At 66.8% G+C, this 22,673-nt stretch carries 19 protein-coding genes; 15 read left to right on the forward strand and 4 right to left on the reverse strand.

Annotated elements, in window-relative coordinates:
* Positions 1-299 precede the first annotated feature (299 nt).
* Positions 300-1,565 (reverse strand): SGNH/GDSL hydrolase family protein, encoded by a 1,266-nt coding sequence (locus tag DIE04_RS12435; RefSeq protein WP_124489241.1) that lies wholly within the window; start codon positions 1,563-1,565, stop codon positions 300-302.
* Between the two features lie 201 nt (positions 1,566-1,766).
* Here DIE04_RS12435 and paaA point away from each other — a divergent pair, with 201 nt between their 5' ends.
* The 8 genes from paaA to DIE04_RS12475 all read left to right on the forward strand — a co-directional run bounded on the left by paaA (position 1,767) and on the right by DIE04_RS12475 (position 8,112).
* On the forward strand, positions 1,767-2,765 hold the full coding sequence (gene paaA, locus DIE04_RS12440) for a 1,2-phenylacetyl-CoA epoxidase subunit PaaA (protein ID WP_044846317.1): 999 nt from the start codon (positions 1,767-1,769) through the stop codon (positions 2,763-2,765).
* Between the two features lie 36 nt (positions 2,766-2,801).
* Positions 2,802-3,086, forward strand: coding sequence for a 1,2-phenylacetyl-CoA epoxidase subunit PaaB (gene paaB, locus DIE04_RS12445; RefSeq protein WP_006752453.1), 285 nt, complete (start codon positions 2,802-2,804; stop codon positions 3,084-3,086).
* A 10-nt stretch (positions 3,087-3,096) separates the two neighbouring features.
* Positions 3,097-3,900 (forward strand): 1,2-phenylacetyl-CoA epoxidase subunit PaaC, encoded by an 804-nt coding sequence (gene paaC, locus DIE04_RS12450; RefSeq protein WP_124520506.1) that lies wholly within the window; start codon positions 3,097-3,099, stop codon positions 3,898-3,900.
* A 25-nt stretch (positions 3,901-3,925) separates the two neighbouring features.
* Positions 3,926-4,489 carry a 1,2-phenylacetyl-CoA epoxidase subunit PaaD gene (gene paaD, locus DIE04_RS12455; protein ID WP_124520505.1) on the forward strand — a complete coding sequence of 188 codons (564 nt, stop codon included), beginning with the start codon at positions 3,926-3,928 and terminating at the stop codon, positions 4,487-4,489.
* 31 nt (positions 4,490-4,520) lie between these two features.
* Positions 4,521-5,657 (forward strand): 1,2-phenylacetyl-CoA epoxidase subunit PaaE, encoded by a 1,137-nt coding sequence (paaE, locus tag DIE04_RS12460; protein WP_044846378.1) that lies wholly within the window; start codon positions 4,521-4,523, stop codon positions 5,655-5,657.
* 129 nt (positions 5,658-5,786) lie between these two features.
* A complete protein-coding gene (locus tag DIE04_RS12465; protein WP_124489238.1) occupies positions 5,787-6,602 on the forward strand; it encodes a DUF1835 domain-containing protein in 816 nt (271 codons plus the stop codon).
* Between the two features lie 22 nt (positions 6,603-6,624).
* Complete coding sequence (locus DIE04_RS12470) at positions 6,625-7,230, forward strand: TetR/AcrR family transcriptional regulator (RefSeq protein ID WP_059682891.1); 606 nt, start codon at positions 6,625-6,627, stop codon at positions 7,228-7,230.
* Positions 7,231-7,464: 234 nt separating this feature from the next.
* Positions 7,465-8,112 carry a GNAT family N-acetyltransferase gene (locus DIE04_RS12475; RefSeq protein WP_044846322.1) on the forward strand — a complete coding sequence of 216 codons (648 nt, stop codon included), beginning with the start codon at positions 7,465-7,467 and terminating at the stop codon, positions 8,110-8,112.
* A 70-nt stretch (positions 8,113-8,182) separates the two neighbouring features.
* On the opposite strand, the gene DIE04_RS12480 is transcribed toward DIE04_RS12475, so the two are convergent.
* On the reverse strand, positions 8,183-8,707 hold the full coding sequence (locus DIE04_RS12480) for an Lrp/AsnC family transcriptional regulator (protein WP_011655746.1): 525 nt from the start codon (positions 8,705-8,707) through the stop codon (positions 8,183-8,185).
* 213 nt (positions 8,708-8,920) lie between these two features.
* Between DIE04_RS12480 and hppD the strand changes: the two genes are divergently transcribed.
* Positions 8,921-10,018 carry a 4-hydroxyphenylpyruvate dioxygenase gene (hppD, locus tag DIE04_RS12485; protein WP_124489237.1) on the forward strand — a complete coding sequence of 366 codons (1,098 nt, stop codon included), beginning with the start codon at positions 8,921-8,923 and terminating at the stop codon, positions 10,016-10,018.
* Positions 10,019-10,151: 133 nt separating this feature from the next.
* On the opposite strand, the gene DIE04_RS12490 is transcribed toward hppD, so the two are convergent.
* Positions 10,152-10,346 carry a hypothetical protein gene (locus DIE04_RS12490; RefSeq protein ID WP_124489236.1) on the reverse strand — a complete coding sequence of 65 codons (195 nt, stop codon included), beginning with the start codon at positions 10,344-10,346 and terminating at the stop codon, positions 10,152-10,154.
* A 317-nt stretch (positions 10,347-10,663) separates the two neighbouring features.
* Between DIE04_RS12490 and DIE04_RS12495 the strand changes: the two genes are divergently transcribed.
* Positions 10,664-14,254: an indolepyruvate ferredoxin oxidoreductase family protein gene (locus tag DIE04_RS12495; RefSeq protein WP_124520504.1), complete on the forward strand. Its 3,591-nt coding sequence runs from the start codon at positions 10,664-10,666 to the stop codon at positions 14,252-14,254.
* A 145-nt stretch (positions 14,255-14,399) separates the two neighbouring features.
* On the opposite strand, the gene DIE04_RS12500 is transcribed toward DIE04_RS12495, so the two are convergent.
* The gene (locus DIE04_RS12500; RefSeq protein ID WP_124489234.1) at positions 14,400-16,670 is read right to left on the reverse strand and encodes an NADP-dependent malic enzyme; all 2,271 of its coding nucleotides are present in this window, start codon (positions 16,668-16,670) and stop codon (positions 14,400-14,402) included.
* A gap of 473 nt (positions 16,671-17,143) precedes the next feature.
* Here DIE04_RS12500 and DIE04_RS12505 point away from each other — a divergent pair, with 473 nt between their 5' ends.
* The 5 genes from DIE04_RS12505 (at position 17,144) to DIE04_RS12530 (ending at position 22,560) form a co-directional block, all read left to right on the forward strand.
* Positions 17,144-17,830, forward strand: a complete 687-nt coding sequence (locus DIE04_RS12505) for an orotate phosphoribosyltransferase (protein WP_006752465.1) — start codon at positions 17,144-17,146, stop codon at positions 17,828-17,830.
* A 239-nt stretch (positions 17,831-18,069) separates the two neighbouring features.
* Positions 18,070-18,675: a YbhB/YbcL family Raf kinase inhibitor-like protein gene (locus DIE04_RS12510; RefSeq protein WP_044846328.1), complete on the forward strand. Its 606-nt coding sequence runs from the start codon at positions 18,070-18,072 to the stop codon at positions 18,673-18,675.
* Between the two features lie 314 nt (positions 18,676-18,989).
* On the forward strand, positions 18,990-19,562 hold the full coding sequence (locus DIE04_RS12520) for a flavodoxin family protein (RefSeq protein WP_044846329.1): 573 nt from the start codon (positions 18,990-18,992) through the stop codon (positions 19,560-19,562).
* Between the two features lie 187 nt (positions 19,563-19,749).
* Positions 19,750-20,700, forward strand: coding sequence for an N-acetyl-gamma-glutamyl-phosphate reductase (gene argC, locus DIE04_RS12525; protein ID WP_124489232.1), 951 nt, complete (start codon positions 19,750-19,752; stop codon positions 20,698-20,700).
* A gap of 426 nt (positions 20,701-21,126) precedes the next feature.
* Positions 21,127-22,560, forward strand: coding sequence for a DUF2957 domain-containing protein (locus tag DIE04_RS12530; protein ID WP_124520503.1), 1,434 nt, complete (start codon positions 21,127-21,129; stop codon positions 22,558-22,560).
* The last annotated feature ends 113 nt before the right edge of the window (positions 22,561-22,673 follow it).

Genomic DNA, 22,673 nt, shown 5'->3' on the forward strand with positions numbered 1-22,673 from the left:
GTTCGTCAACAACTTTTTAACTACTTCGTTGCGACGGCTGGGGTTCAACTTCCTGCACCGCCGAGGCCGCTACGACCAGCCCGACAGCACCGCTTCCCTTCTTCTCCCGCGCTGCGTTTCCGTTAGCGCGAAAGAGGCGTGATTCTAAGCACGTGCCCTCGTCTGCGCAACCCCTTTGTGAAAATATTTTGAAAAGCCCCCGTGCGCTGCCGCGCACGGGGGCTTGGGGTTCGATGAACTACGTGCCTCCGGCGACCTTGAAGCGGCCGGCAATCCGTCGTTCTATATATATGGCGAGTTTACTTGCCGCCAGCCACGGCCTGCAGCTGCTCCACCGGCACCGCGTCGGCCATCGCCGTGTAACCGGCGTCGCTCGGGTGAATGCCGTCGCCGCTGTCGTAGCGGCGCTGCAGCACACTCGGGCGCGCCGGATCGCGCAGTACCGCGTCGAAGTCGACCACACCATCGAACCCGCCGCCGCTTCGGATCCACCGGTTCACCTCGAGCCGGATCGCCTCGCGCCCGGCCGGCAACGCCGCGGGCGTGAGCGTCGCACCGAAGATCTTCACCCCCTGGCGGTGTGCAGCCTCGATCAACCGGCGATAGCCGTCGATCAACGATGCCGCCGTGACCTGCGTATGCGGGTTGTCGCAATCCAGCCCCGCGCGCGGCGGCATCGCCGCAAAGTTGATGTCGTTGATACCGATCAGCACGATCGCCGCCTTCACCCCCGCGCGCGACAGCGCATCGCGCTCGAACCGCGACGCCAGCGACGTGCCGTAGCACGCCGAATCGCTCAGCAGACGATTGCCGCTGATCCCGAGATTCACGACGCCAAGCGAATCCGAACCTGCCGCGGACAGCCGGCGCGCCAGCGCGTCGGGCCAGCGACGGTTGCGGTTCAGGCTCGAGCGCAGCCCGTCGGTGATCGAGTCGCCGATCGCGGCGACGCTCGCCCGCGCGGCCCCGGCCTCGACGGCCAGTTCGGTCACCCACGCATACTGGGTAAAGCGCGCACGGAAGGCACCGCCGCCCGGATCGTTCACGTGATCACCCGGCGCCGATACGAAATTGAGCTGGTTCGACACGCGGTGCCACACGGTCATCCGCTGGTTCGCGCCCATCCGCAGACTGATCGCATACGGCTGCCCGGCCATCACGTCGATCGCCACCGCGTCGCTTTCGAGTTCCTGGCCCGGCGCGAGCGTCACCGACGCCTTGCCGCCGAAGCGCACGGCAGCACTCGCCCCGTCGGCAAGCGCCGCGCCGTCACCCGCGCGCGCAAGACCGGCGCCCTCGATCACCAGCGGCGCGCGACCGTACGCATTGCTCACGCGAATCCGCGCGGCATGCCCCGATACCGTCGGGTAGACGATCTGACGGACGGTCCGTCCGCCCACGTCGGGCGCGCGATAGAGCGGCGGCGGCGCAGCCAGGTCGGGAATCGGCTGCAATGCGGTCGCCCACGCGGCGACCCACCCGGCCGGTGCGGCCGAGGCGGCAAGCGGCGACAGGAACACGGACGCGCCCAGTACGGTCGCGACGAAACTGCTTCGAAATGACATCGGCGAAATCCTTATCGGAAAGCGGGCATTGTGCCGCAGAAGCGGCCCGTCTCACGCGCCGGACCGTCTTCCTGCCCTGGCGATCGCGCCCCGACGCCCCACGTTTACCCGAATCTCCCCGCAAATCCGCGAGAAATTTATTAACCGACCGGTCGGTTGGTTTATACTTCGCACACATTCAACCGGACGAGATCCTCCGCCATGTACACGCAATCCCTCGACATCCCCGGCAACGTCGCATCGCTCGACGCCGCAGCCGAGTCGCCCGAGCAGGCGCGGTTCGACGCGGTCATGGCCGCGGACGGCAAGATCGAACCGCAGGACTGGATGCCCGACGCCTATCGCAAGACGCTGGTGCGCCAGATTTCGCAGCACGCGCACTCGGAAGTCGTCGGCATGCTGCCGGAAGGCAACTGGATCTCGCGCGCGCCGAGCCTGAAGCGCAAGGCGATCCTGCTCGCGAAGGTCCAGGACGAAGCCGGTCACGGCCTCTATCTATATAGCGCGGCGGAAACGCTCGGCGTCTCGCGCGATTCGCTGATCGACGCGCTGCACGCCGGCAAGGCGAAATACTCGAGCATCTTCAACTACCCGACGCCGACCTGGGCCGACGTCGGCGTGATCGGCTGGCTCGTCGACGGCGCCGCGATCATGAACCAGATCCCGCTGTGCCGCTGCACGTATGGCCCGTACGCGCGCGCGATGATCCGCGTCTGCAAGGAAGAGTCGTTCCACCAGCGCCAAGGCTTCGATGCGCTGCTGTCGATGATGAAGGGCACCGACGCGCAGCGTGCGATGGTCCAGCAGGCGGTGAACCGCTGGTGGTGGCCGGTGCTGATGATGTTCGGCCCGAGCGACGCCGATTCGGTCCACAGCAACCAGTCCGCAAAATGGGGCATCAAGCGGATCACGAACGACGACCTGCGGCAGAAGTTCGTCGACGCGACGGTCGACCAGGCGAAGGTGCTCGGCGTGACGCTGCCCGACCCCGACCTGAAATGGAACGAGGCACGCGGCCACCACGACTACGGCGCGATCGACTGGGACGAATTCTGGCGCGTCGTCAACGGCGACGGCCCGTGCAACAAGGAACGCCTCGCGACCCGCGTGAAAGCGCACGACGACGGCGCATGGGTGCGCGAAGCCGCGCTCGCGCACGAGGCGAAGCGCCGCGCCCGCGCCGAACAGCACGCCGCCTGAGCGGCAACCATCGAATACAGGATTCAGGAGAGAGTGATGAACAAGGAATGGCCGATCTGGGAAGTGTTCGTGCGCAGCAAGCAGGGCCTCGACCACAAGCATTGCGGCAGCCTGCACGCGGCCGACGCGTCGATGGCGCTGCGCATGGCGCGCGACGTCTACACGCGCCGCCAGGAAGGCGTGAGCATCTGGGTGGTGCCGTCGTCGGCGATCACCGCGTCGGATCCGGCCGAGAAGGCCGAGCTGTTCGAACCGGCGGGCGACAAGATCTACCGTCACCCGACGTTCTACACGCTGCCCGACGAAGTCAACCACATGTAACGCCCGCGCCATGACGATCACGCCCGAACACCTCTCCTACGTGCTGCGCCTCGCGGACAACGCGCTGATCCTCGGTCAGCGCAACGCCGAGTGGTGCGGCCACGGCCCGATCCTCGAGGAAGACATCGCGCTCACCAACATGAGCCTCGACCTCATCGGCCAGGCCCGCATGCTGTATACGCACGCAGCCGAACTCGAGCGCCAGCTGAACGGCGCGACGAAGACGGAAGACGATTACGCGTACTTCCGCACGGAGCGCGAGTTCGCGAACTTCACGCTCGCCGAGCTGCCGCACTACGGCCCGATCGCCGGCACCGCGCACGCCGACAAGGATTACGCGGTGACGATCGTGCGCAACTTCCTCTACGCGACGCTGATGCTGCACGTGTGGACCGCGCTCGAAACGTCGACGGACGCCCAACTGGCCGCGATCGCCGCAAAATCGGTGAAGGAGACCCGCTATCACGTGCAGCACGCGCGCGAATGGCTGGTGCGCCTCGGCGACGGCACCGACGAATCGCATCGCCGCGCTCAGGCCGCGCTGGACTACCTGATTCCGTACACGCGCGAATGCTTCGCGGCCGACGCGATCGACGACGCGGTCTGCGCATCGGGCATCGGGCCGGCACCGGCCGCGCTCGAAGCCGCATGGCGCGCGGACGTGCACGAAGCGCTCGCGGAAGCGACGCTCACCCTGCCGGCGCCCGTGCAGCACGTGAGCACCGGCAAGCAGGGCGAGCACTCGGAGCACATGGGCTACCTGCTCGCGGAAATGCAGAGCCTCGCGCGCCAGCACCCTGGCGCGACCTGGTAACCCGCCGCCCCAACGGAGCCCGACGATGTCCGTCCAGACCGCCGCCCCAGCCGACCCGACGCCCGCCGCGCACCGCAACGATCCGTTGCTCGCGCGCGCGTGGGACGTGCTCGAAGCCGTGCCCGATCCCGAGATTCCGGTCGTGTCGATCCGCGAGCTCGGCATCCTGCGCGACGTCCGTCGCGCGGACGACGGCCAGCTCGAAGTCGTGATCACGCCGACCTACTCCGGCTGCCCGGCGATGTCGCAGATCGCCGAGGACATCGCCGCGGCAATGCAGGCCGCCGACCTGCCGCCGCACCGGATCGAGACGGTGCTCGCCCCCGCGTGGACGACCGACTGGATCACGCAGGAAGCGCGCGACAAGCTGCGCGCGTACGGCATCGCGCCGCCCGTCGGCCAGTGCGGCAGCGCCGCGCCGCGGGAAAACGTCGTGCGTTTCGTGCCGCGCCCCGTCGCGGCGCCCGTGTGCCCGCGCTGCGGCTCAGCCAACACAGAGCGCCTCGCGCAATTCGCGTCCACGGCCTGCAAGGCGCTGTATCGCTGCGTCGACTGCCGCGAACCCTTCGACTACTTCAAACCTTACTGAAATGAAACAGCCCCCACGCTCTCTTCATTCGCTGCCCCCCGAGGGGGCCGACGCCCCCGTTGGGGCGGCCCGGCGGGGGTCGTCAACCCCGCAATTTCACCCGCTGCGTATCCGCGACGTGCGGCCCGAGACCGCCGACGCCGTTACCGTCTCCTTCGACGTGCCGCCCGAGCTGCGCGACGCGTACCGCTTCACGCAGGGCCAGTTCGTCACGCTGAAGACCCACATCGACGGCGAGGAAACGCGCCGGTCGTACTCGATCTGCGTCGGCACGACCGACTACGACCGCGACGGCGAACTGCGCATCGGCATCAAGCGCGTGCGCGGCGGCCGTTTCTCGAATTTCGCGTTCGACACGCTGCAGCCGGGTCACACGATCGACGTGATGACACCGGACGGCCGCTTCTTCACGCATCTGAACGCGGACCACGGCAAGCAGTACGTCGCGTTCTCCGGCGGGTCGGGCATCACGCCGGTGCTCGCGATCGTGAAGACGACGCTCGAACTCGAACCGCGCAGCACGTTCACGCTGATCTACGGCAACCGCAGCGTCGACGCGATCATGTTCGCGGAGGAACTCGAGGACCTGAAGAACCGCTACATGAGCCGCTTCGTCCTGTACCACGTGCTGTCGGACGACCAGCAGGACGTCGAGCTGTTCAACGGTGTGCTCGACCAGGCGAAATGCGCGGAATTCCTCGCGACGCTGACGCCAGCCGACGCAATCGACGAAGCGTTCATCTGCGGCCCGGCGCCGATGATGGACGCGGCCGAAGCCGCGCTGAAGGCAGCCGGCGTGCCGCAGGCGAAAGTGCACGTCGAACGCTTCGGCACGCCGCTGCCGCAGGCGGGCGCGCCCGTCGTCGAGATCACCGACCAGACGCCGGCTGCCGACCTCGAAATCGTGCTCGACGGCAAGAAACGCAAGCTGCGCCTGCCGTACGAAGGCGTGAGCCTGCTCGACGTCGGCCTGCGCGCGGGCCTCGCGCTGCCGTACGCGTGCAAGGGCGGCGTGTGCTGCACGTGCCGGGCGAAGGTGGTCGAAGGCGAGGTCCGGATGGAGAAGAACTACACGCTCGAGGAACACGAAGTGAAGGACGGCTTCGTGCTCACGTGCCAATGCCACCCGATCAGCGACAAGGTCGTCGTGAGCTTCGACGAGCGTTGAGCGGCGTCGCGCCGGCGCGCCGCGCCGGTTTCTCGTCGTCACACATCTCGCTTACACTAGGGGCCGCCGGCCGGCTGGACGTCTTCACGTCCGCCCGGCCGGCGGTTTTCTTTTGTTGACGACAGACCGATGAGTACCATTCACGTGATTCAGGGCGGCACCGCTGCCGCGTCGCTGCGCGAGGCCCTCGCGCAAGCCGGACGCGACGAGCGCGTCGTCGGATTGCTCGACGATCTCGCGGTCGGTCCGCTGAAGGGCGCCGACGAGACGCCCGACACGCGCGCCGCCTTCTGGCAGCGCGTGCTCGGCGACGCGATTCCCGACTGGAACGCGGAAATCGAAGGCGAATTCGCCCGCCTCGACCAGCTCGCGACCGAGACGGGCCAGGTGGTCGTCTGGCACGCGCCGAGCGTCGGCGACAAACTGCTGCTGCGCCGCGTCGCCTATCACCTGCGCAACGTGCCGCAGCGCCTGAACGAGGTGCGGCTGTCGGCCGCGGACCTCGACGCGCCGCAGCGTGCGGCGCTGACCCGCACCGACCAGGCCTGTTCGACCGGGATGTTCTCGCCGGCGGCGCTCGCGCGCAAACGGCCGCTGGCCGCACCGATCTCGGTGCTGCGCATCGGCCGCCTCGCACTCGAATGGCAGGAGGCGAAGCACCTGAATGCCGAGTTGCGCTACTGGGTCAGCAACACCATCAAGAGCGGCCAATACGCGGACCTCGACGCGCTGATCGTCGCGCACGCGGAAACCGGCTGGCTGCCCGCTCGACGCGTCGTCGGCGGCATCATGGCCGGCGCCGACCGCGGCGGGCTGTTCGTCAGCGACTCGATCGCCTGGTGGCGCTGCCGCGAACTCGCGGCAGCCGGCCGGCTCGAGCTGCAGGACGACGCGCCGGCCGCCCTTTCTTCCACGCAGGTGCGCGCGCCCGCCGCGCCTCGCTAACGCTACTCTTTCGCATTCGACCATGGCCCGTACCCGAGCGCCCGACCACGAATCCCAGCGCGAGCAGATCCTCGATCTCGCCGCCGAGAAATTCGCGCAGACGAGCTACCCGAGCACGTCGATGTCCGATCTCGCGACCGCGAGCGGCACGTCGAAGGCACGTCTCTATCACTATTACGAGAGCAAGGAAGCGATCCTGTTCGACCTGCTCGACCGTTACACGAAGCGGTTGATGCTGATCATCGCCGAGGTTGAAGGTGCGAGCCAGCGGCGCGGCCTCAGCGAACGCGACGCGTTCGCCGAGCTGGTGCGCGCGTTCCTCGCCGAGTACGAGACGTCGCACAGCCGCCATGTCGCGCTGCTCAACGACGTGAAGTATCTCGAGGACGCCCAGCGCGAAATCGTGCTCGACCGCCAGCGCGACATCGTCGCGGCATTCGCGCGCCAGCTCGCGCGCGCCTATCCGGACCGGATCTCGAAGGAAAACCAGACGTCGGTCACGATGATGGTGTTCGGGATGATCAACTGGACGTTCACATGGCTCAAGCCGGGCGGCCGCCTCGGCTACCGCGACTTCGCCGAGCAGGTGATCGACCTGATGGAGCACGGGCTGTCGTCTGGCGCGTGATTGCCGCGCAGCAGCATGCGTTGCGCGGCGGGTACACTGCGACAGGCCGCCGCGCATTTCATGTGATGAATTTTAAATCGCTTATAAATCAAATAGATAGCAAATGAACTAAGCGGATTTAGAATTCGCCCTCGGCACAAATAACGTCAAATACGGGTTTTCCCCAACCCGCTCGGGTAAAATGCTGTTGCATTGCACAAGCTGCTTGTGCGGCTACAGACTGAGGAACCCACGATGAACACGCAACTCGACCGCCGTGCCGATGCTGTCGGCCACGCCGGTACTGCGCCGGTTCTCGTCAGGGAACTGGCTTCCAAAGACCGTGAGCGAATGCTCACCCACTTTCTCTCGCTCAACGAAGAGGACCGCCTGCTGCGCTTCGGCCAGATGGTGCCCGACCACGTGATCGAGAACTATGTCCGTACGATCGACTTCGGTCGCGACACGGTGTTCGGCGTGTTCGACCATGGGCTCGAACTGATCGGCGTCGGCCACCTGGCGTATCTGCCCGCGGAAGGCGACAAGCGCACGGCCGAATTCGGCGTGTCGGTGCTCGAAAGCGCCCGCGGACGTGGCGTCGGCTCGAAGCTGTTCGAGCGCGCGGCGATCCGCAGCCGGAACACCCGCGTGACGATGCTGTACATGCATTGCCTGTCGCGCAATGCGACGATGATGCACATCGCGAAGAAATCCGGGATGCGGATCGAATACGCGTACGGCGAAGCCGATGCGTACCTGTCGCTGCCGCCGGCCGACCACGCGACGATCCTCGCCGAGATGCTGCAGGAACAGGCCGCGGTGTTCGACTACGCGCTCAAGCGCCAGGCACACCGCACGTCGAAGTTCATCGAATCGCTGATGCCTGCCGCGCTGACGGCATAACATCGGCCGACCGGGCTGCCCTGCGGGGCGCCCGGCCTTCCCTTCCTTCTCGCCTTCCCCGCGCCGCACGCTAGCGCACCGACCGGATCGGCAACGCCGTCGTCTCCTTGAAGCACTCGAGCGAGAAGCTCGTCTTCACGTCGATCACCGACGGATGGTGCAGCAAGTGCTCCTGCACGAAGCGGGAGAAGTGCGCCATGTCCTCGACCTGCACGCGAAGCAGGTAATCCATGTCGCCCGTCATCGCATGACACGCGACCACCTCCGGCCAGGTCTGCACGGCCGCGCGGAACAGTTCCGCGTGGGTCGCACCCGCGCGCGCCGACGTCTCGTCGGCACGGACCGGCGCCAGGCCACCACGCTTCTCGAGCCGTACGCTCACGTACGCCAGCAGGTCGAGCCCGAGCTTCTGGGGATCGAGCAGCGCGACGTAGCCGGTGATCACGCCGATCTCCTCGAGCCGCCGGATCCGCCGCAGGCACGGGCTCGGCGACAGGTTCACGCGCTCGGCGATCTCCTGGTTCGACAGGCGGCCGTTCTCCTGAAGAATCGCCAGAATCCGCCGGTCGATGGCATCCAATTCGGCTTGCGCCATTTTCTGCCCTCCGTTGATTATTTTCAGACTGGAAATTGCGCCATCGTAGGCACGGACGATTAAGTTCGCAAGTTTTCGCTCGCGCCTGCCCGCTACACTTTGTCGCACGTACCGATTCGTTGCGCACGCCGACACGTGCGCCGCGTTCGACATCGAACCGGGCCGCACACGCGCACGTCGCGCCGGCCGATCGCCCCGCACAGGAGACACGACATGCAGATCCCCAACTGGGACAACCCCGTCGGCACCGACGGCTTCGAATTCATCGAATACACCGCGCCGGATCCGAAAGCGCTCGGACAACTGTTCGAGCGGATGGGTTTCACCGCGATCGCCCGCCATCGTCACAAGGACGTGACGGTCTACCGCCAGGGCGACATCAACTTCATCATCAACGCCGAGCCCGATTCGTTCGCGCAGCGCTTCGCGCGCCTGCACGGCCCGTCGATCTGCGCGATCGCATTTCGCGTGCAGGACGCCGCGAAGGCTTACCAGCACGCGCTCGAACTCGGCGCGTGGGGCTTCGACAACAAGACGGGCCCGATGGAGCTGAACATCCCGGCGATCAAGGGCATCGGCGATTCGCTGATCTATTTCGTCGACCGCTGGCGCGGCAAGAACGGCGCGCAACCGGGCGCGATCGGCGACATCAGCATCTATGACGTCGACTTCGAACCGATCGCCGGCGCGAACCCGAACCCGGTCGGCCACGGCCTCACCTACATCGACCACCTGACGCACAACGTGCATCGCGGCCGCATGCAGGAATGGGCCGAGTTCTACGAGCGGCTGTTCAACTTCCGCGAAGTGCGCTATTTCGACATCGAAGGCAAGGTGACGGGCGTGAAGTCGAAGGCGATGACGTCGCCGTGCGGCAAGATCCGGATTCCGATCAACGAGGAAGGCTCGGACACGGCCGGCCAGATCCAGGAATACCTCGACGCCTATCACGGCGAAGGCATCCAGCACATCGCGCTCGGCACGAACGACATCTACGGCGCGGTGGACGGCCTGCGCAGCAAGGAAGTGAAGCTGCTCGACACGATCGACACGTATTACGAGCTGGTCGACCGCCGCGTGCCGAACCACGGCGAATCGCTGGACGAGCTGAAGAAGCGCAAGATCCTGATCGACGGCGCCCGCGACGACCTGCTGCTGCAGATCTTCACCGAGAACCAGATCGGCCCGATCTTCTTCGAGATCATCCAGCGCAAGGGCAACCAGGGCTTCGGCGAAGGCAACTTCAAGGCGCTGTTCGAATCGATCGAGCTCGACCAGATCCGCCGCGGCGTGGTCCAGGACAAGGCCTGACGCAGAAGGCCGCGCGGCGCCCGGCGGGCCCGGGCGTCCGCGCGAACATCGGCGGCACAAGGAAAAAGGGCGGGAATCCTGCGATTCCCGCCCTTTCGTCATTCCGGCGCGGCCCGGCGGCCGCGCGAACGGATCAACGCACGTTCGCCTGCGACACGACCGCACGCGCGGCCGCCGGCTGTGCGTCGGCATCCTGCGCCGGCGCGATCTGACGCATCTGCGCGCCGGCTGCCGCCAGTGCGCTCGCGCCGCGCGCGTGCACCGGGCCGGTCATCGCGAAGAACGCGGCGGACACGATCAGGAAACTCTGGATATGACGTGTGTTCATTGCACCTCCTGTAAAACTGCCGGCGCCTCCCCGGTTGCGTCGAAACGAGCCGACGCGACCGGGCACCTCCGGCAGGCCGACAAGATTAACGGCATTTGTCCGATGATGGGCGCGCCTTTACATGCCTTTACATGATGTAACGCATAGTCGCGCCATTTAGTCGGCGTGCCGCGGCACGCCGGCCGGTGGTCGGCGGGTTTATCCCAGTGCTACCATCACTTAAAACCGGCCAATATGCCGGCCACTGCCGACACGTTCACAAGACGTCGACGCAATCGAAGCTTTGGTGATCCCAAACTGGGTGGAGGAGACTGTTAATGAATGCCCCGCTAGACGCAGGCCAACGCGCATCGCTCGAAGCCGCGCTGAAGTCCGTCACGCTTGACGACAAATACACGCTCGAACGCGGCCGCGCGTACATGAGCGGCATCCAGGCGCTCGTGCGCCTGCCGATGCTGCAGCAGGAGCGCGACCGCGCCGCCGGCCTCAATACGGCCGGCTTCATTTCCGGCTACCGCGGCTCGCCGCTCGGCGGCCTCGATCTGTCGCTCTGGAAAGCCAAGCAGCACCTGGCGGCCCACCAGATCGTCTTTCAGCCCGGCCTCAACGAAGATCTCGCCGCCACCGCCGTGTGGGGCTCGCAGCAGGTCAACCTGTACCCCGGCGCGAAGCACGACGGCGTGTTCGGCATGTGGTACGGCAAGGGGCCGGGCGTCGACCGCACCGGCGACGTCTTCAAGCACGCGAACTCGGCCGGCTCGTCGAAGCACGGCGGCGTGCTCGTGCTCGCCGGCGACGACCACGCGGCGAAATCGTCGACGCTCGCGCACCAGTCCGAACACATCTTCAAGGCCTGCGGGCTGCCGGTGCTGTTCCCGTCCAACGTGCAGGAATATCTCGACTTCGGCCTGCACGGCTGGGCGATGAGCCGCTACTCGGGCCTGTGGGTCGCGCTGAAGTGCGTGACGGACGTGGTCGAATCGTCGGCGTCGGTCGACATCGACCCGCATCGCACCGAGATCGTGCTGCCGACCGACTTCATCCTGCCGGAAGGCGGCCTGAACATTCGCTGGCCGGACCCGCCGCTCGTGCAGGAAGCACGGCTGCTCGACTACAAGTGGTACGCGGCGCTCGCCTATGTGCGCGCGAACAAGCTCGACCGGATCGAGATCGACTCGCCGAATGCGCGCTTCGGGATCATGACGGGCGGCAAGGCGTACCTCGACGTGCGCCAGGCGCTGACCGACCTCGGCCTCGACGACGAAACCTGTGCGCGGATCGGCATCCGCCTGTACAAGGTCGGCTGCGTGTGGCCGCTCGAAGCGCAGGGCGCGCAGGCGTTCGCGCGCGGCCTCGACGAAATCCTCGTCGTCGAGGAAAAGCGCCAGATCCTCGAATACGCGATCAAGGAAGAGCTGTACAACTGGCCCGATGCGCAGCGCCCGCGCGTGTTCGGCAAGTTCGACGAGAAGGACGGCGCCGGCGGCGAATGGTCGGTGCCGATGGGCAACTGGCTGCTGCCCGCGCACTACGAACTGTCGCCCGCGATCATCGCGAAGGCGATCGCGACGCGCCTCGAGAAGTTCGAGCTGCCGTCCGACGTGCGCGCGCGCATCGCCGCGCGGCTCGCGGTGATCAACGCGAAGGAAATGGCGCTCGCGAAGCCGCACGTGCAGACCGAGCGCAAGCCGTGGTTCTGCTCGGGCTGCCCGCACAACACGTCGACCAACGTGCCGGAGGGCTCGCGCGCGATCGCCGGGATCGGCTGCCATTACATGACGGTGTGGATGGACCGCAGCACGAGCACCTTCAGCCAGATGGGCGGCGAAGGCGTGCCGTGGATCGGCCAGGCACCGTTCACCGACGAGAAGCACGTGTTCGCGAACCTCGGCGACGGCACCTATTTCCACTCGGGCCTGCTGGCGGTGCGCGCGGCGATCTCGTCGAAGGCGAACATCACCTACAAGATCCTCTACAACGATGCCGTGGCGATGACGGGCGGCCAGCCGGTCGACGGCGTGCTGACGGTGCCGCAGATCACGCACCAGCTCGCGTCCGAGGGCGCGAAGAAGATCGTGATCGTCACCGACGAGCCGGAGAAGTACGACAGCCAGAAAGCCCTGCTCGCACCGGGCGTGACGATTCATCACCGCGACCAGCTCGACGACGTGCAGCGCGAGCTGCGCGAGATCGAGGGCACGACGATCCTGATCTACGACCAGACCTGCGCGACCGAGAAGCGCCGCCGCCGCAAGCGCGGCACGTATCCGGATCCGGCGAAGCGCGTCGTGATCAACGACGCGGTGTGCGAAGGCTGCGGCGACTGCTCGGTGCAGTCGAACTGCCTGTCGGTCGAACCGCTCGAAACGGAATTCGGCACGAAGCGCCAGATCAACCAGTCGAGCTGCAACAAGGACTTCTCGTGCGTGAAGGGCTTCTGCCCGAGCTTCGTCACGGTCGAAGGCGGCCAGCTGAAGAAGCCGAAGGCCGTGTCGGTCGACGGCGGCGCGCTGCCGCCGATTCCGGAGCCGACGCTGCCGGCGATCGACCGTGCGTACGGCGTGCTCGTCACGGGCGTCGGCGGCACGGGCGTGGTCACGATCGGCGCGCTGCTCGGGATGGCCGCGCACCTGGAGAACAAGGGCGTGACCGTGCTCGACGTGACCGGCCTCGCGCAGAAGGGCGGCGCCGTGATGAGCCACGTGCAGATCTCGCACGCGCCGACCGACATCCACGCGACGCGGATCGCGATGGGCGAAGCCGACCTCGTGATCGGCTGCGACGCGATCGTCACGGCCGGCGACGAATGCACGTCGCGGATGCGGCACGACGCGACGCGCGTGGTCGTCAACAGCGCGCAGACGCCGACCGCCGAGTTCATCAAGAACCCGAACTGGGCGTTCCCTGGCCTGTCCGCAGAGAACGACATCCGCGCGGCAGCCGGTGAAGCCGTCGACTTCATCGACGCGAACCGCTTCGCGGTCGCGCTGCTCGGCGACGCGATCTACACGAACCCGTTCGTGCTCGGCTACGCGTGGCAGAAGGGCTGGCTGCCGCTCACGCTCGCGTCGCTCGAACGCGCGATCGAGCTGAACGCGGTGTCGGTCGAGAAGAACCGCGCGGCGTTCGACTGGGGCCGCCGCGCCGCGCACGATCTCGCGAGCGTGAAGCAGGCTGCGGCCGGCGATGCACGCCACGCGCAGGGCGCCACGGTGATCGCGCTGCACACGAAGAAGGCGGTCGACGCACTGATCGCGAAGCGCGTGGAGTTCCTCACCGCGTACCAGAACGCCGCGTACGCATCGCGCTATGCGGCCTTCGTCGACACGGTGCGGGCGGCCGAACGCGCGCTGGCGGACGGCGACGCCGTGCAGGAGCCGTTGACCGAAGCGGTCGCGCGCAACCTGTTCAAGCTGATGGCGTACAAGGACGAGTACGAGGTCGCGCGGCTGCAGTCCGATCCCGCGTTCCTCGCGCGCCTGTCGTCGCAGTTCGAAGGCGACTGGAAACTGAAGTTCCACCTCGCGCCGCCGCTGTTCGCGAAAACGGACGCACACGGCCATCTCGTGAAGAAGGCGTACGGCCCGTGGATGCTGTCGGCGTTCCGGCTGCTCGCGAAGGCGAAGTTCCTGCGCGGCACGGGGCTCGACCCGTTCGGCCGCACCGCGGAGCGCCGCACCGAGCGCGCGCTGATCAGCGAGTACGAAGCGCTGATCGGCGAAGTGCTGGGCAAGCTGAACGCGGCCAACCGCCCGCTCGCGCTCGAGCTCGCGGCGCTGCCGGACGGCATTCGCGGCTACGGCCACGTGAAGGAGAACAACCTGCGCGCGGTACGCCAGAAGTGGGACACGCTGCTCGCGAAGTGGCGTTCGCCGACGGGCGGCCAGTCGCATCAGCAGGTCGCGTGACGGCGCGCGGCGGGCGTTCGCGGCCGGGACGCCCGCGGCCGCGTAGCCCCGCCCACGGCAGTGCATAAAAAAACGCCACGGAACGCAGGTTCCGTGGCGTTTTTCATTGCGCCGCGCATGACGCGCGGCGCACGCGGGCGCGAACTTACTTCGTGTTCGCGTTCGCGGCGGCCACTGCCGTCATGTTGATGATCCGGCGCACGGTCGCGGCCGGCGTCAGGATGTGGACCGGCTTCGCGGCGCCGAGCAGGAACGGGCCGACCGTCACGCCTTCGCCGCCGACCATCTTCAGCAGGTTGTACGCGATGTTCGCCGCTTCGACGTTCGGCATGATCAGCAGGTTCGCTTCGCCCGACAGCGTCGTACCCGGGAACGCGGCCTTGCGGACCGCTTCCGACAGCGCCGCGTCACCGTGCATTTCGCCGTCGACTTCGAGGGTCGGCGCACGCTCGCTGATCAGCTTGCGGGCCTCGGCCATGCGGCGCGACGATGCCGACGGCGCGCTGCCGAAGTTCGAGTTCGACAGCAGCGCGGCCTTCGGCGCGATGCCGAAACGCTCGATCTCGGCGGCCGCCTGGATCGTCATGTCGGCGAGCTGTTCCGCGCTCGGCACTTCGTTCACGTACGTGTCGCACAGGAACAGGTTGCGGCCCGGCAGCATCAGCAGGTTCATCGCCGCGTAGTGCTCGGCGCCCTGCGCACGGCCCAGCACCTGCTCGATGAACTTCAGGTGCGTGTGGTACGTGTCGATCATCCCGCAGATCATGCCGTCCGCGTCGCCCAGGTGCACGAGCATCGCGCCGATCAGCGTGTTGAACTTGCGCAGCGCGGCCTTCGCGACTTCCGGCGTGACGCCGTCACGCGCGCCGATCTCGTGGTATGCCTGCCAGTAGCGGTGGTAGCGCGTATCGTCTTCCGGATTCACGATCTCGAAATCGACGCCCGCCTTCAGCTTCGAGCCGATCTTCGCGAGGCGCATCTCGACGACCGACGGACGGCCGACGATGATCGGCTTCGCGATCTTTTCCTGCAGCACGAACTGCGCGGCGCGCAGCACGCGCTCGTCCTCGCCCTCGGCGAACACGATGCGCGCCTGCTTCGTCTTCGCGGTCGCGAACACCGGGCGCATCACCATGCCGGTGCGGTAGACGGTCGCGCCGAGTTGCTCGCGGTATGCGTCCATGTCCTGGATCGGACGCGTGGCGACGCCCGAATCCATCGCGGCTTGCGCGACGGCCGGCGCGATCTTGATGATCAGGCGCGGATCGAACGGCTTCGGAATCAGGTAGTCCGGCCCGAACTCGAGCGAGTGGCCTTCATACGCCTTCGCGACTTCCTCGCTCTGGTCGGTTTCCTGGGCCAGCTCGGCGATCGCGCGCACGCACGCGAGCTTCATTTCTTCCGTGATCGTCGTCGCGCCGACGTCGAGCGCGCCGCGGAAGATGAACGGGAAGCACAGCACGTTGTTGACCTGGTTCGGGTAGTCCGAACGGCCGGTCGCGACGATCGCGTCCGGGCGCACGGCCTTCGCGTCTTCCGGGCGGATTTCCGGCTCCGGGTTCGCGAGCGCCAGGATCAGCGGGCGCTCGCCCATCGTCTTGACCATGTCCTGCTTCAGCACGCCCGCGCTCGAGCAGCCGAGGAACACGTCCGCGCCGACGATCGCGTCGGCGAGCGTGCGCGCGTCGGTGGTCGCCGCATAGCGCTGCTTCGACGGGTCGAGGTTGCCGCGCCCTTCGTAGATCACGCCCTTCGAATCGGCGACGAGGATGTTCGACTTCGTGAGACCCAGGTTCACCAGCAGGTCCAGACAAGCGATCGCTGCCGCGCCCGCGCCGGAACACACGAGCTTCACTTCGGACAGCTTCTTGCCGACGACCTTCAGGCCGTTCAGGATCGCGGCCGACGCGATGATCGCGGTGCCGTGCTGGTCGTCGTGGAAGACGGGGATCTTCATGCGCTCGCGCAGCTTCTGCTCGATGTAGAAGCATTCCGGCGCCTTGATGTCCTCGAGGTTGATGCCGCCGAGCGTCGGCTCGAGCATCGCGATCGCCTCGACGAGCTTGTCGGGGTCGGACTCGGACAGTTCGATGTCGAACACGTCGATGCCCGCGAACTTCTTGAACAGGCAGCCCTTGCCTTCCATCACCGGCTTCGCGGCCAGCGGGCCGATGTTGCCGAGGCCCAGCACGGCCGTGCCGTTCGTGATGACGCCGACGAGGTTGCCGCGCGACGTGTACTTCTGCGCGTCGAGCGGATCGGCGTGGATCGCCTCGCACGCCGCGGCGACGCCCGGCGAATACGCGAGCGACAGATCGAGCTGGTTCGACAGCGGCTTGGTCGGGGTGACCGAAATCTTGCCGGGTTTCGGGTTCAGGTGATAAGCGAGAGCGGCCTGCTTCAGTTGTTCGTCCATGATTGACCTGCGAGAGACATGCGAAATTTTTGACGGTTCAGTACACAGCACCTTGGGCCGCGTCTGCTTGAATCGAGGGGGTGGTCGACTGCGAGACGGCACGCGACGCGCCGGGTCGGCACGCCATCGAACCTTGGCGGGTGGCAAGAGGAAAGTACAAAGTACTGAACGATTTCTAAGGGTCGCCTAGTGTACACCCCCTAAATGCCGCCTGTTGGTGCAGCGCGGCATCCTTGCCATCAGCATCGGGCTGGTCGTGCCCCGTTTGTTTCACCGGTGGCGAGCCGCGCGCCGAACCTGCGCGAATTCCGCCGAAAACCGGCCTGAATCGGGTAAAATAGCGGGCTACGCGCGCAGCGATGCGATTGTTGGCCCGATGGGTCCGTCGATCGCACCCCGGCCCCTCGGGCAGGTTCCCCTTGCTGCGCCACCGGGCCCGCGCCCGCTCTTCGCTCATCACCCAAGGAATGCCCATGACAGGCTACGATCGTCAGTCGATCTCGGATACGACCGCCAAAATCCTGCTCGAAGTGCAGGCGGTGCACTTCAACGCCGAAAAACCGTTCATCTTCACGTCCGGCTGGGCAAGCCCCGTCTACATCGACTGCCGCAAGCTGATCTCGTATCCGCGCGTGCGTCGTGCGCTGATGGAAATGGCGGAAACGACGATCATGCGCGACGTCGGCTTCGAGCAGATCGACTCGGTGGCGGGCGGCGAGACGGCCGGCATCCCGTTCGCGGCATGGCTCGCGGACCGCATGATGGTGCCGATGCAGTACGTGCGCAAGAAACCGAAGGGCTTCGGCCGCAACGCGCAGATCGAGGGTCATCTGGAAGAAGGCTCGCGCGTGCTGCTGGTGGAAGACCTGACGACCGACAGCCGCAGCAAGATCAACTTCGTCAACGCGCTGCGCACCGCGGGCGCGACGGTGAACCACTGCTTCGTGCTGTTCCACTACAACATCTTCAAGGAAAGCGTGTCGGTCCTGAAGGACATCGATGTCGACCTGCACGCGCTGGCGACCTGGTGGGACGTGCTGCGCGTCGCGAAGGCGTCGGGCTACTTCGAGACCAAGACGCTCGACGAAGTCGAGAAGTTCCTGCATGCGCCGGCCGAGTGGTCGGCCGCGCACGGCGGCGCGACGGCCCCGAAGGAGTAACGCCGAGCCGGCACGCAGCCGGCACCCTGGCTGAAAAAACCGCTCGCCTGGCCGCGAGCGGTTTTTTTTCGTCCGTCGATCGGCATCGCGGCCGGCCCGAATCGCGGGCCACGGCATGCATCGCTCATCGAACCCTAATGCTAGACTTGATCCATCGTCGCCATCAGCTGCGCGGGCAACGCACAACGCCAACAATGCCGGGAGCATCGGCCCGGCCCACGTGACGGGAGAAGCGCCATATGCGTGTGGATCGCCGGATCACTTCGCCTGCGTCCCCGGGTCGTTCGTCTCCGTTCATCGCCGTCCTGCTCTGCGCCGCCGCCGCGTGCGCTGCGTTCACCACCCTGCCCGCGCGCGCGGAAGGCCCGTTCACCGTGTCGAGCGACGAGCTGACGCCCGGCGGGCGCGTCGGCGCCGCGAACGTGTTCGACCGCGGCGACTGCAAGGGCGACAACCGTTCGCCGCAGCTCAGGTGGCGCAACCCGCCGCCCGGCACGCGCGGCTACGCGATCACGATCTTCGATCCCGATGCACCGGGGCACGGCTGGTGGCACTGGGCCGTCGCCGGCATCCCGGCGAGCGTCACGAGCCTGCCGGCCGACGCGAGCGCGTCGGGCTTCCTGCGTCGCATCGGTGCGAGCGAGGCGCGCAACGACTTCGGGATCGACGGCTACGGCGGCCCGTGCCCGCCGCCCGGCAAGCCGCACCGCTACGTGATCACCGTCTACGCGCTGAAGGGCACGGACCTGCGCATCGGGCAAGGACGCCCCGCCCCGATGTTCGAGCACGAAATCGGCACGCTGACGATCGGCACCGCACAGCTCACGGTCACGTACGGGCAGTAAGCGCTCGCGTGTCCGCCGTGAGGCGTGTGCCGTGTGTCTCCGGTTGCCGGTCGCCGATCTCCAGTTTCCGGTCGCCGGTCGCCGGTCGCCGGTCGCCGGTCGCCGGTCGCCGGTCGCCGGTCGCCGGTCGCGATTGTCCGCGCCTGCGAATTTCTGTGCGCCGCCCGCGCGCTTTTCTCCCGTCATTTCGGCTTGCTAGACTCGGCGGCACCGGTCGCGGCATCCCGCCGCGCATCCGTCGCGCCGCCCGACCGCGGCGCGTGACGCGGCTGGCCGCGGTGCCCGCCGTTTCGTCCCCTTCCGGAGAACGCTTCATGTCGAACATCGTCATCGTCTATCACAGCGGCTACGGTCACACGCAGAAACTGGCCGACGCCGTCCATGCAGGCGCGCAGGACGCCGGCGCCACCGCACGCCTGATCGCCGTCGGCGAGCTCGACGACGCGGGCTGGGCCGCGCTCGACGCGGCGGACGCGATCGTCTTCGGCGCGCCGACCTACATGGGCGGCCCGTCCGCGCAGTTCAAGCAGTTCGCCGATGCCACGTCGAAACCGTGGTTCACGCAGAAATGGAAGGACAAGATCGCCGCGGGCTTCACGAACTCCGCGACGATGAACGGCGACAAGTTCTCGACGATTCAGTATTTCGTCACGCTGGCGATGCAACATGGGATGGTGTGGGTCGGCACGGGCATGATGCCGGCCAACTCGAAGGCGGCCACCCGCAACGACATCAACTACGTCGGCGGCTTCACGGGCCTGCTCGCGCAGTCGCCGGCGGACGCGACGCCCGACGAGGGCCCGCTGCCCGGCGACCTCGAGACCGCGAAGGCGTTCGGGCGGCGCGTCGCCGAAGCGACCGCCCGCTGGCTGGCCGGCGGCCGCTGAACGCGGCGGCACGCGCGAGCGCTCGCGCCGCCGGTGACACGGCAACGCGGCGCAGGCGCGTGACAGGGACACAAGACGGCCCGCGGGCCGTCTTTTTTTCGCCCCGTGCGGTGCAGGCCCGCCGGATGACGTCTTAAAATGGCGGTTTCAGGGCGCCGCGGCTCCCGTTTCATTCAGTGAGAGCGAAATGAGCACCAAAGTTTTTGTCGACGGCCAGGAAGGTACGACCGGCCTCAAGATCTTCGAATACCTGTCGGCGCGCAGCGACATCGAGATCCTGCGCATCGATGAAGCGAAGCGCAAGGACGTCGACGAGCGCCGCCGCCTGATCAATGCGTCGGACGTCACGTTCCTGTGCCTGCCGGACGTCGCATCGCGCGAATCGGCATCGCTGGTCGAGAACCCGGACACGACGCTGATCGACGCGAGCACCGCGTTCCGCACGAGCGCCGACTGGGCATACGGCCTGCCGGAACTGACCCGCGCGCAGCGCGAGAAGATTCGCACGTCGAAACGCATCGCCGTGCCGGGCTGCCACGCGTCGGCCTTCGTGCTCGCGATGCGTCCGCTCGTGGATGCCGGCATCGTCGCGCCGACCTTCGCCGCGCACAGCTACTCGATCACCGGCTACAGCGGCGGCGGCAAGTCGATGATCGCCGAATACGAAAACGCGGCGCCGGGCGGCAAGCTCGCGAGCCCGCGTCCGTACGCGCTCGCGCTGGCGCACAAGCACCTGCCGGAAATGGCCGCGCACACGGGCCTCGCGCACGCGCCGATCTTCACGCCGATCGTCGGGCCGTTCCTGAAGGGCCTGGCCGTGACGACCTACTTCTCGCCCGAACAGCTCGCGAAGCGCGCAACGCCGCAGGACGTGCAGCGCGTGTTCGCCGAGTACTACGCGGACGAGCCGTTCGTGCGCGTCGCGCCGTTCAACGCGGAGGCGAACCTCGACAGCGGCTTCTTCGACGTGCAGGCGAACAACGACACGAACCGCGTCGACCTGTTCGTGTTCGGCAACGAGGAGCGCTTCGTCACGGTCGCGCGCCTCGACAACCTGGGCAAGGGCGCATCGGGCGCCGCGATCCAGTGCATGAACCTCAACATCGGCGCCGCCGAGGATCAAGGCCTCAAGCGCTGATTCAACTTGCATGCGATGCAAAGCCGGCCGCTGGCCGGCTTTTTATTTGCCCGCATCAAGCAATAAATAAAAATCCGGATCACGCATTTACAAATATTTACAAGCTTTCCATTGCGTAATTGCCGGCAAATTAATTTACCCCTTTCTCCAGTCAATCCCGAATAGGGATAAACCGGATATCGCCGCTTTAAACGCTGCCGTTATACGCGTGAAGGCCTCGAGCGCCGTCCGTGCGTGGCAGCCGCCCCACTCCGGCAGCACTCCAGCGCCCTCCGCGCGTTTTAATTCTTACTGAAAGCGCTATCCCGCAAGGATTCATCGCGCGCACGTTGTTTCAATCGTCTTTTTTAGACGAGTTCATCAATTGACAGCAAAAATCCTGGCAGCGACATTAGCTCGCACAATTAAACGATTGGAGACAGCGGCATGTCGCACGCCTTATCAAAGGGGGTGGCAACGGCCTTTGCCATCGCCCCTTTCCTGATTGCCTGTGGGGGAGGAGACGGCGGCTCGCCCGCGCCGATCGAGGCCCCTCAATGTTCCGGATCGAGCTGCGGCACGCAAGGGCCGCCGCCGTCGCAGCCCGTCAACGGCGCGCTGTGCCCGGCCGATGCCGACATCGTGAAGAGCACCTACCTCGGCGGCGCCGGCAGCGGCGAGATCGTCAGCGTCAACATCGACGCGGTCGCGATGACGTACACGCTCAAGTGGCTCGAATCGCCGATTCCGCTCGCGACCGGCACGGTCACGCCGAGCCGCGCCGGCACCACGATCAACGGCAAAGTCATCCACCCGCCGACCGGCGCGCTGCCGACCGCGGAGCAGACGCGCTGCGCATTCGTCTTCACGCCGGGTTCGGGCAAGGCACCGAACGGCTCGACCTATTCGACGGCCGCCGACTTCAACCAGGCGAACCCGCCGATGCTGCTGGTCGGCATGGGCGTCGCGGGCGGCGGCATCCCCGGCGCGACGGTGCAGTACGACGGGCTGACGATCACCGTCGCCGGCGTCCCGATCTACAAGAACGTCGGCCAGGTGCCGAACCGCCACTTCGACTTCTACCCGTTCCTCGGCTTCGCGAACACGACGACCGACCTCACGAAGCTGCCGGGCACCTACAACGCGCTGCTCTACCACCTCGTGCCGTCGGGCAACTACGCGACGAAGGGCACGAATTCGAGCGAGACGTTCGATGCGAACGGCGCGTGCACGTCGACGAGTGCGGGGGGCTGCCAGACGACCGGCGATCCGTGGACCGTCAACACCGCGAACGGCGGCTACCTCGACAGCACGAAGGCACCGCAGATCCTGCCGCAGACGGCGCTGCCGATCGTCGGCACGACCGGCAAGTCGGCGACCGCGCACATGGTCATCGGCCAGCTCAACGGCGCAACCGTGCCGGTGGTGGTCCGCACGGGCTACGTGTATCTGGGCACCGACCTCGCGCTGCACACCGACGCCAAGGTCGACGACGAATCGGGCATCGCGGTGCTCGGCAAGGCAACGGCGATCCAGTCGGGCGCGATCGACGGCGGCTACGCGGGCGCGGATTCGAACTTCAAGTACACGGCGGCACTGATCCGCGGCAGCAACGCGTCGTTCATCAACCCGACCACGCAGGCCGAGGAAGACGCCTTCACGCTCGACTACGGTCAGGGAACGCCGGGCCTGCTGAACACGACGACGACGCCGGCGAACGGTGCGACCTATCCGTCCGCATCGGGCGTGGTGATCGCGACGGGCGGCCTGTACGCGGCGCTGATCCAGGGCACGGTGAACGGCGGCGTCACGTCGACGTCGGCGAACTCGAGCACGTCGTCGACACCGTACCTCGGCGTGGGCGCGCAGATCAGCAAGTAACGATCGAGGACGCGGCGGCCGGTGCGCCGCCGCGGGATGCAGGGAAGGCACGCAACGACGGCGCCCGGCACGGCGCAGCAGCACGAGCACAAGCAACAGAAGCGGCCGACAGG

The organism is Burkholderia sp. Bp8994, assembly GCF_003853805.1.
GTDB lineage: Bacteria > Pseudomonadota > Gammaproteobacteria > Burkholderiales > Burkholderiaceae > Burkholderia.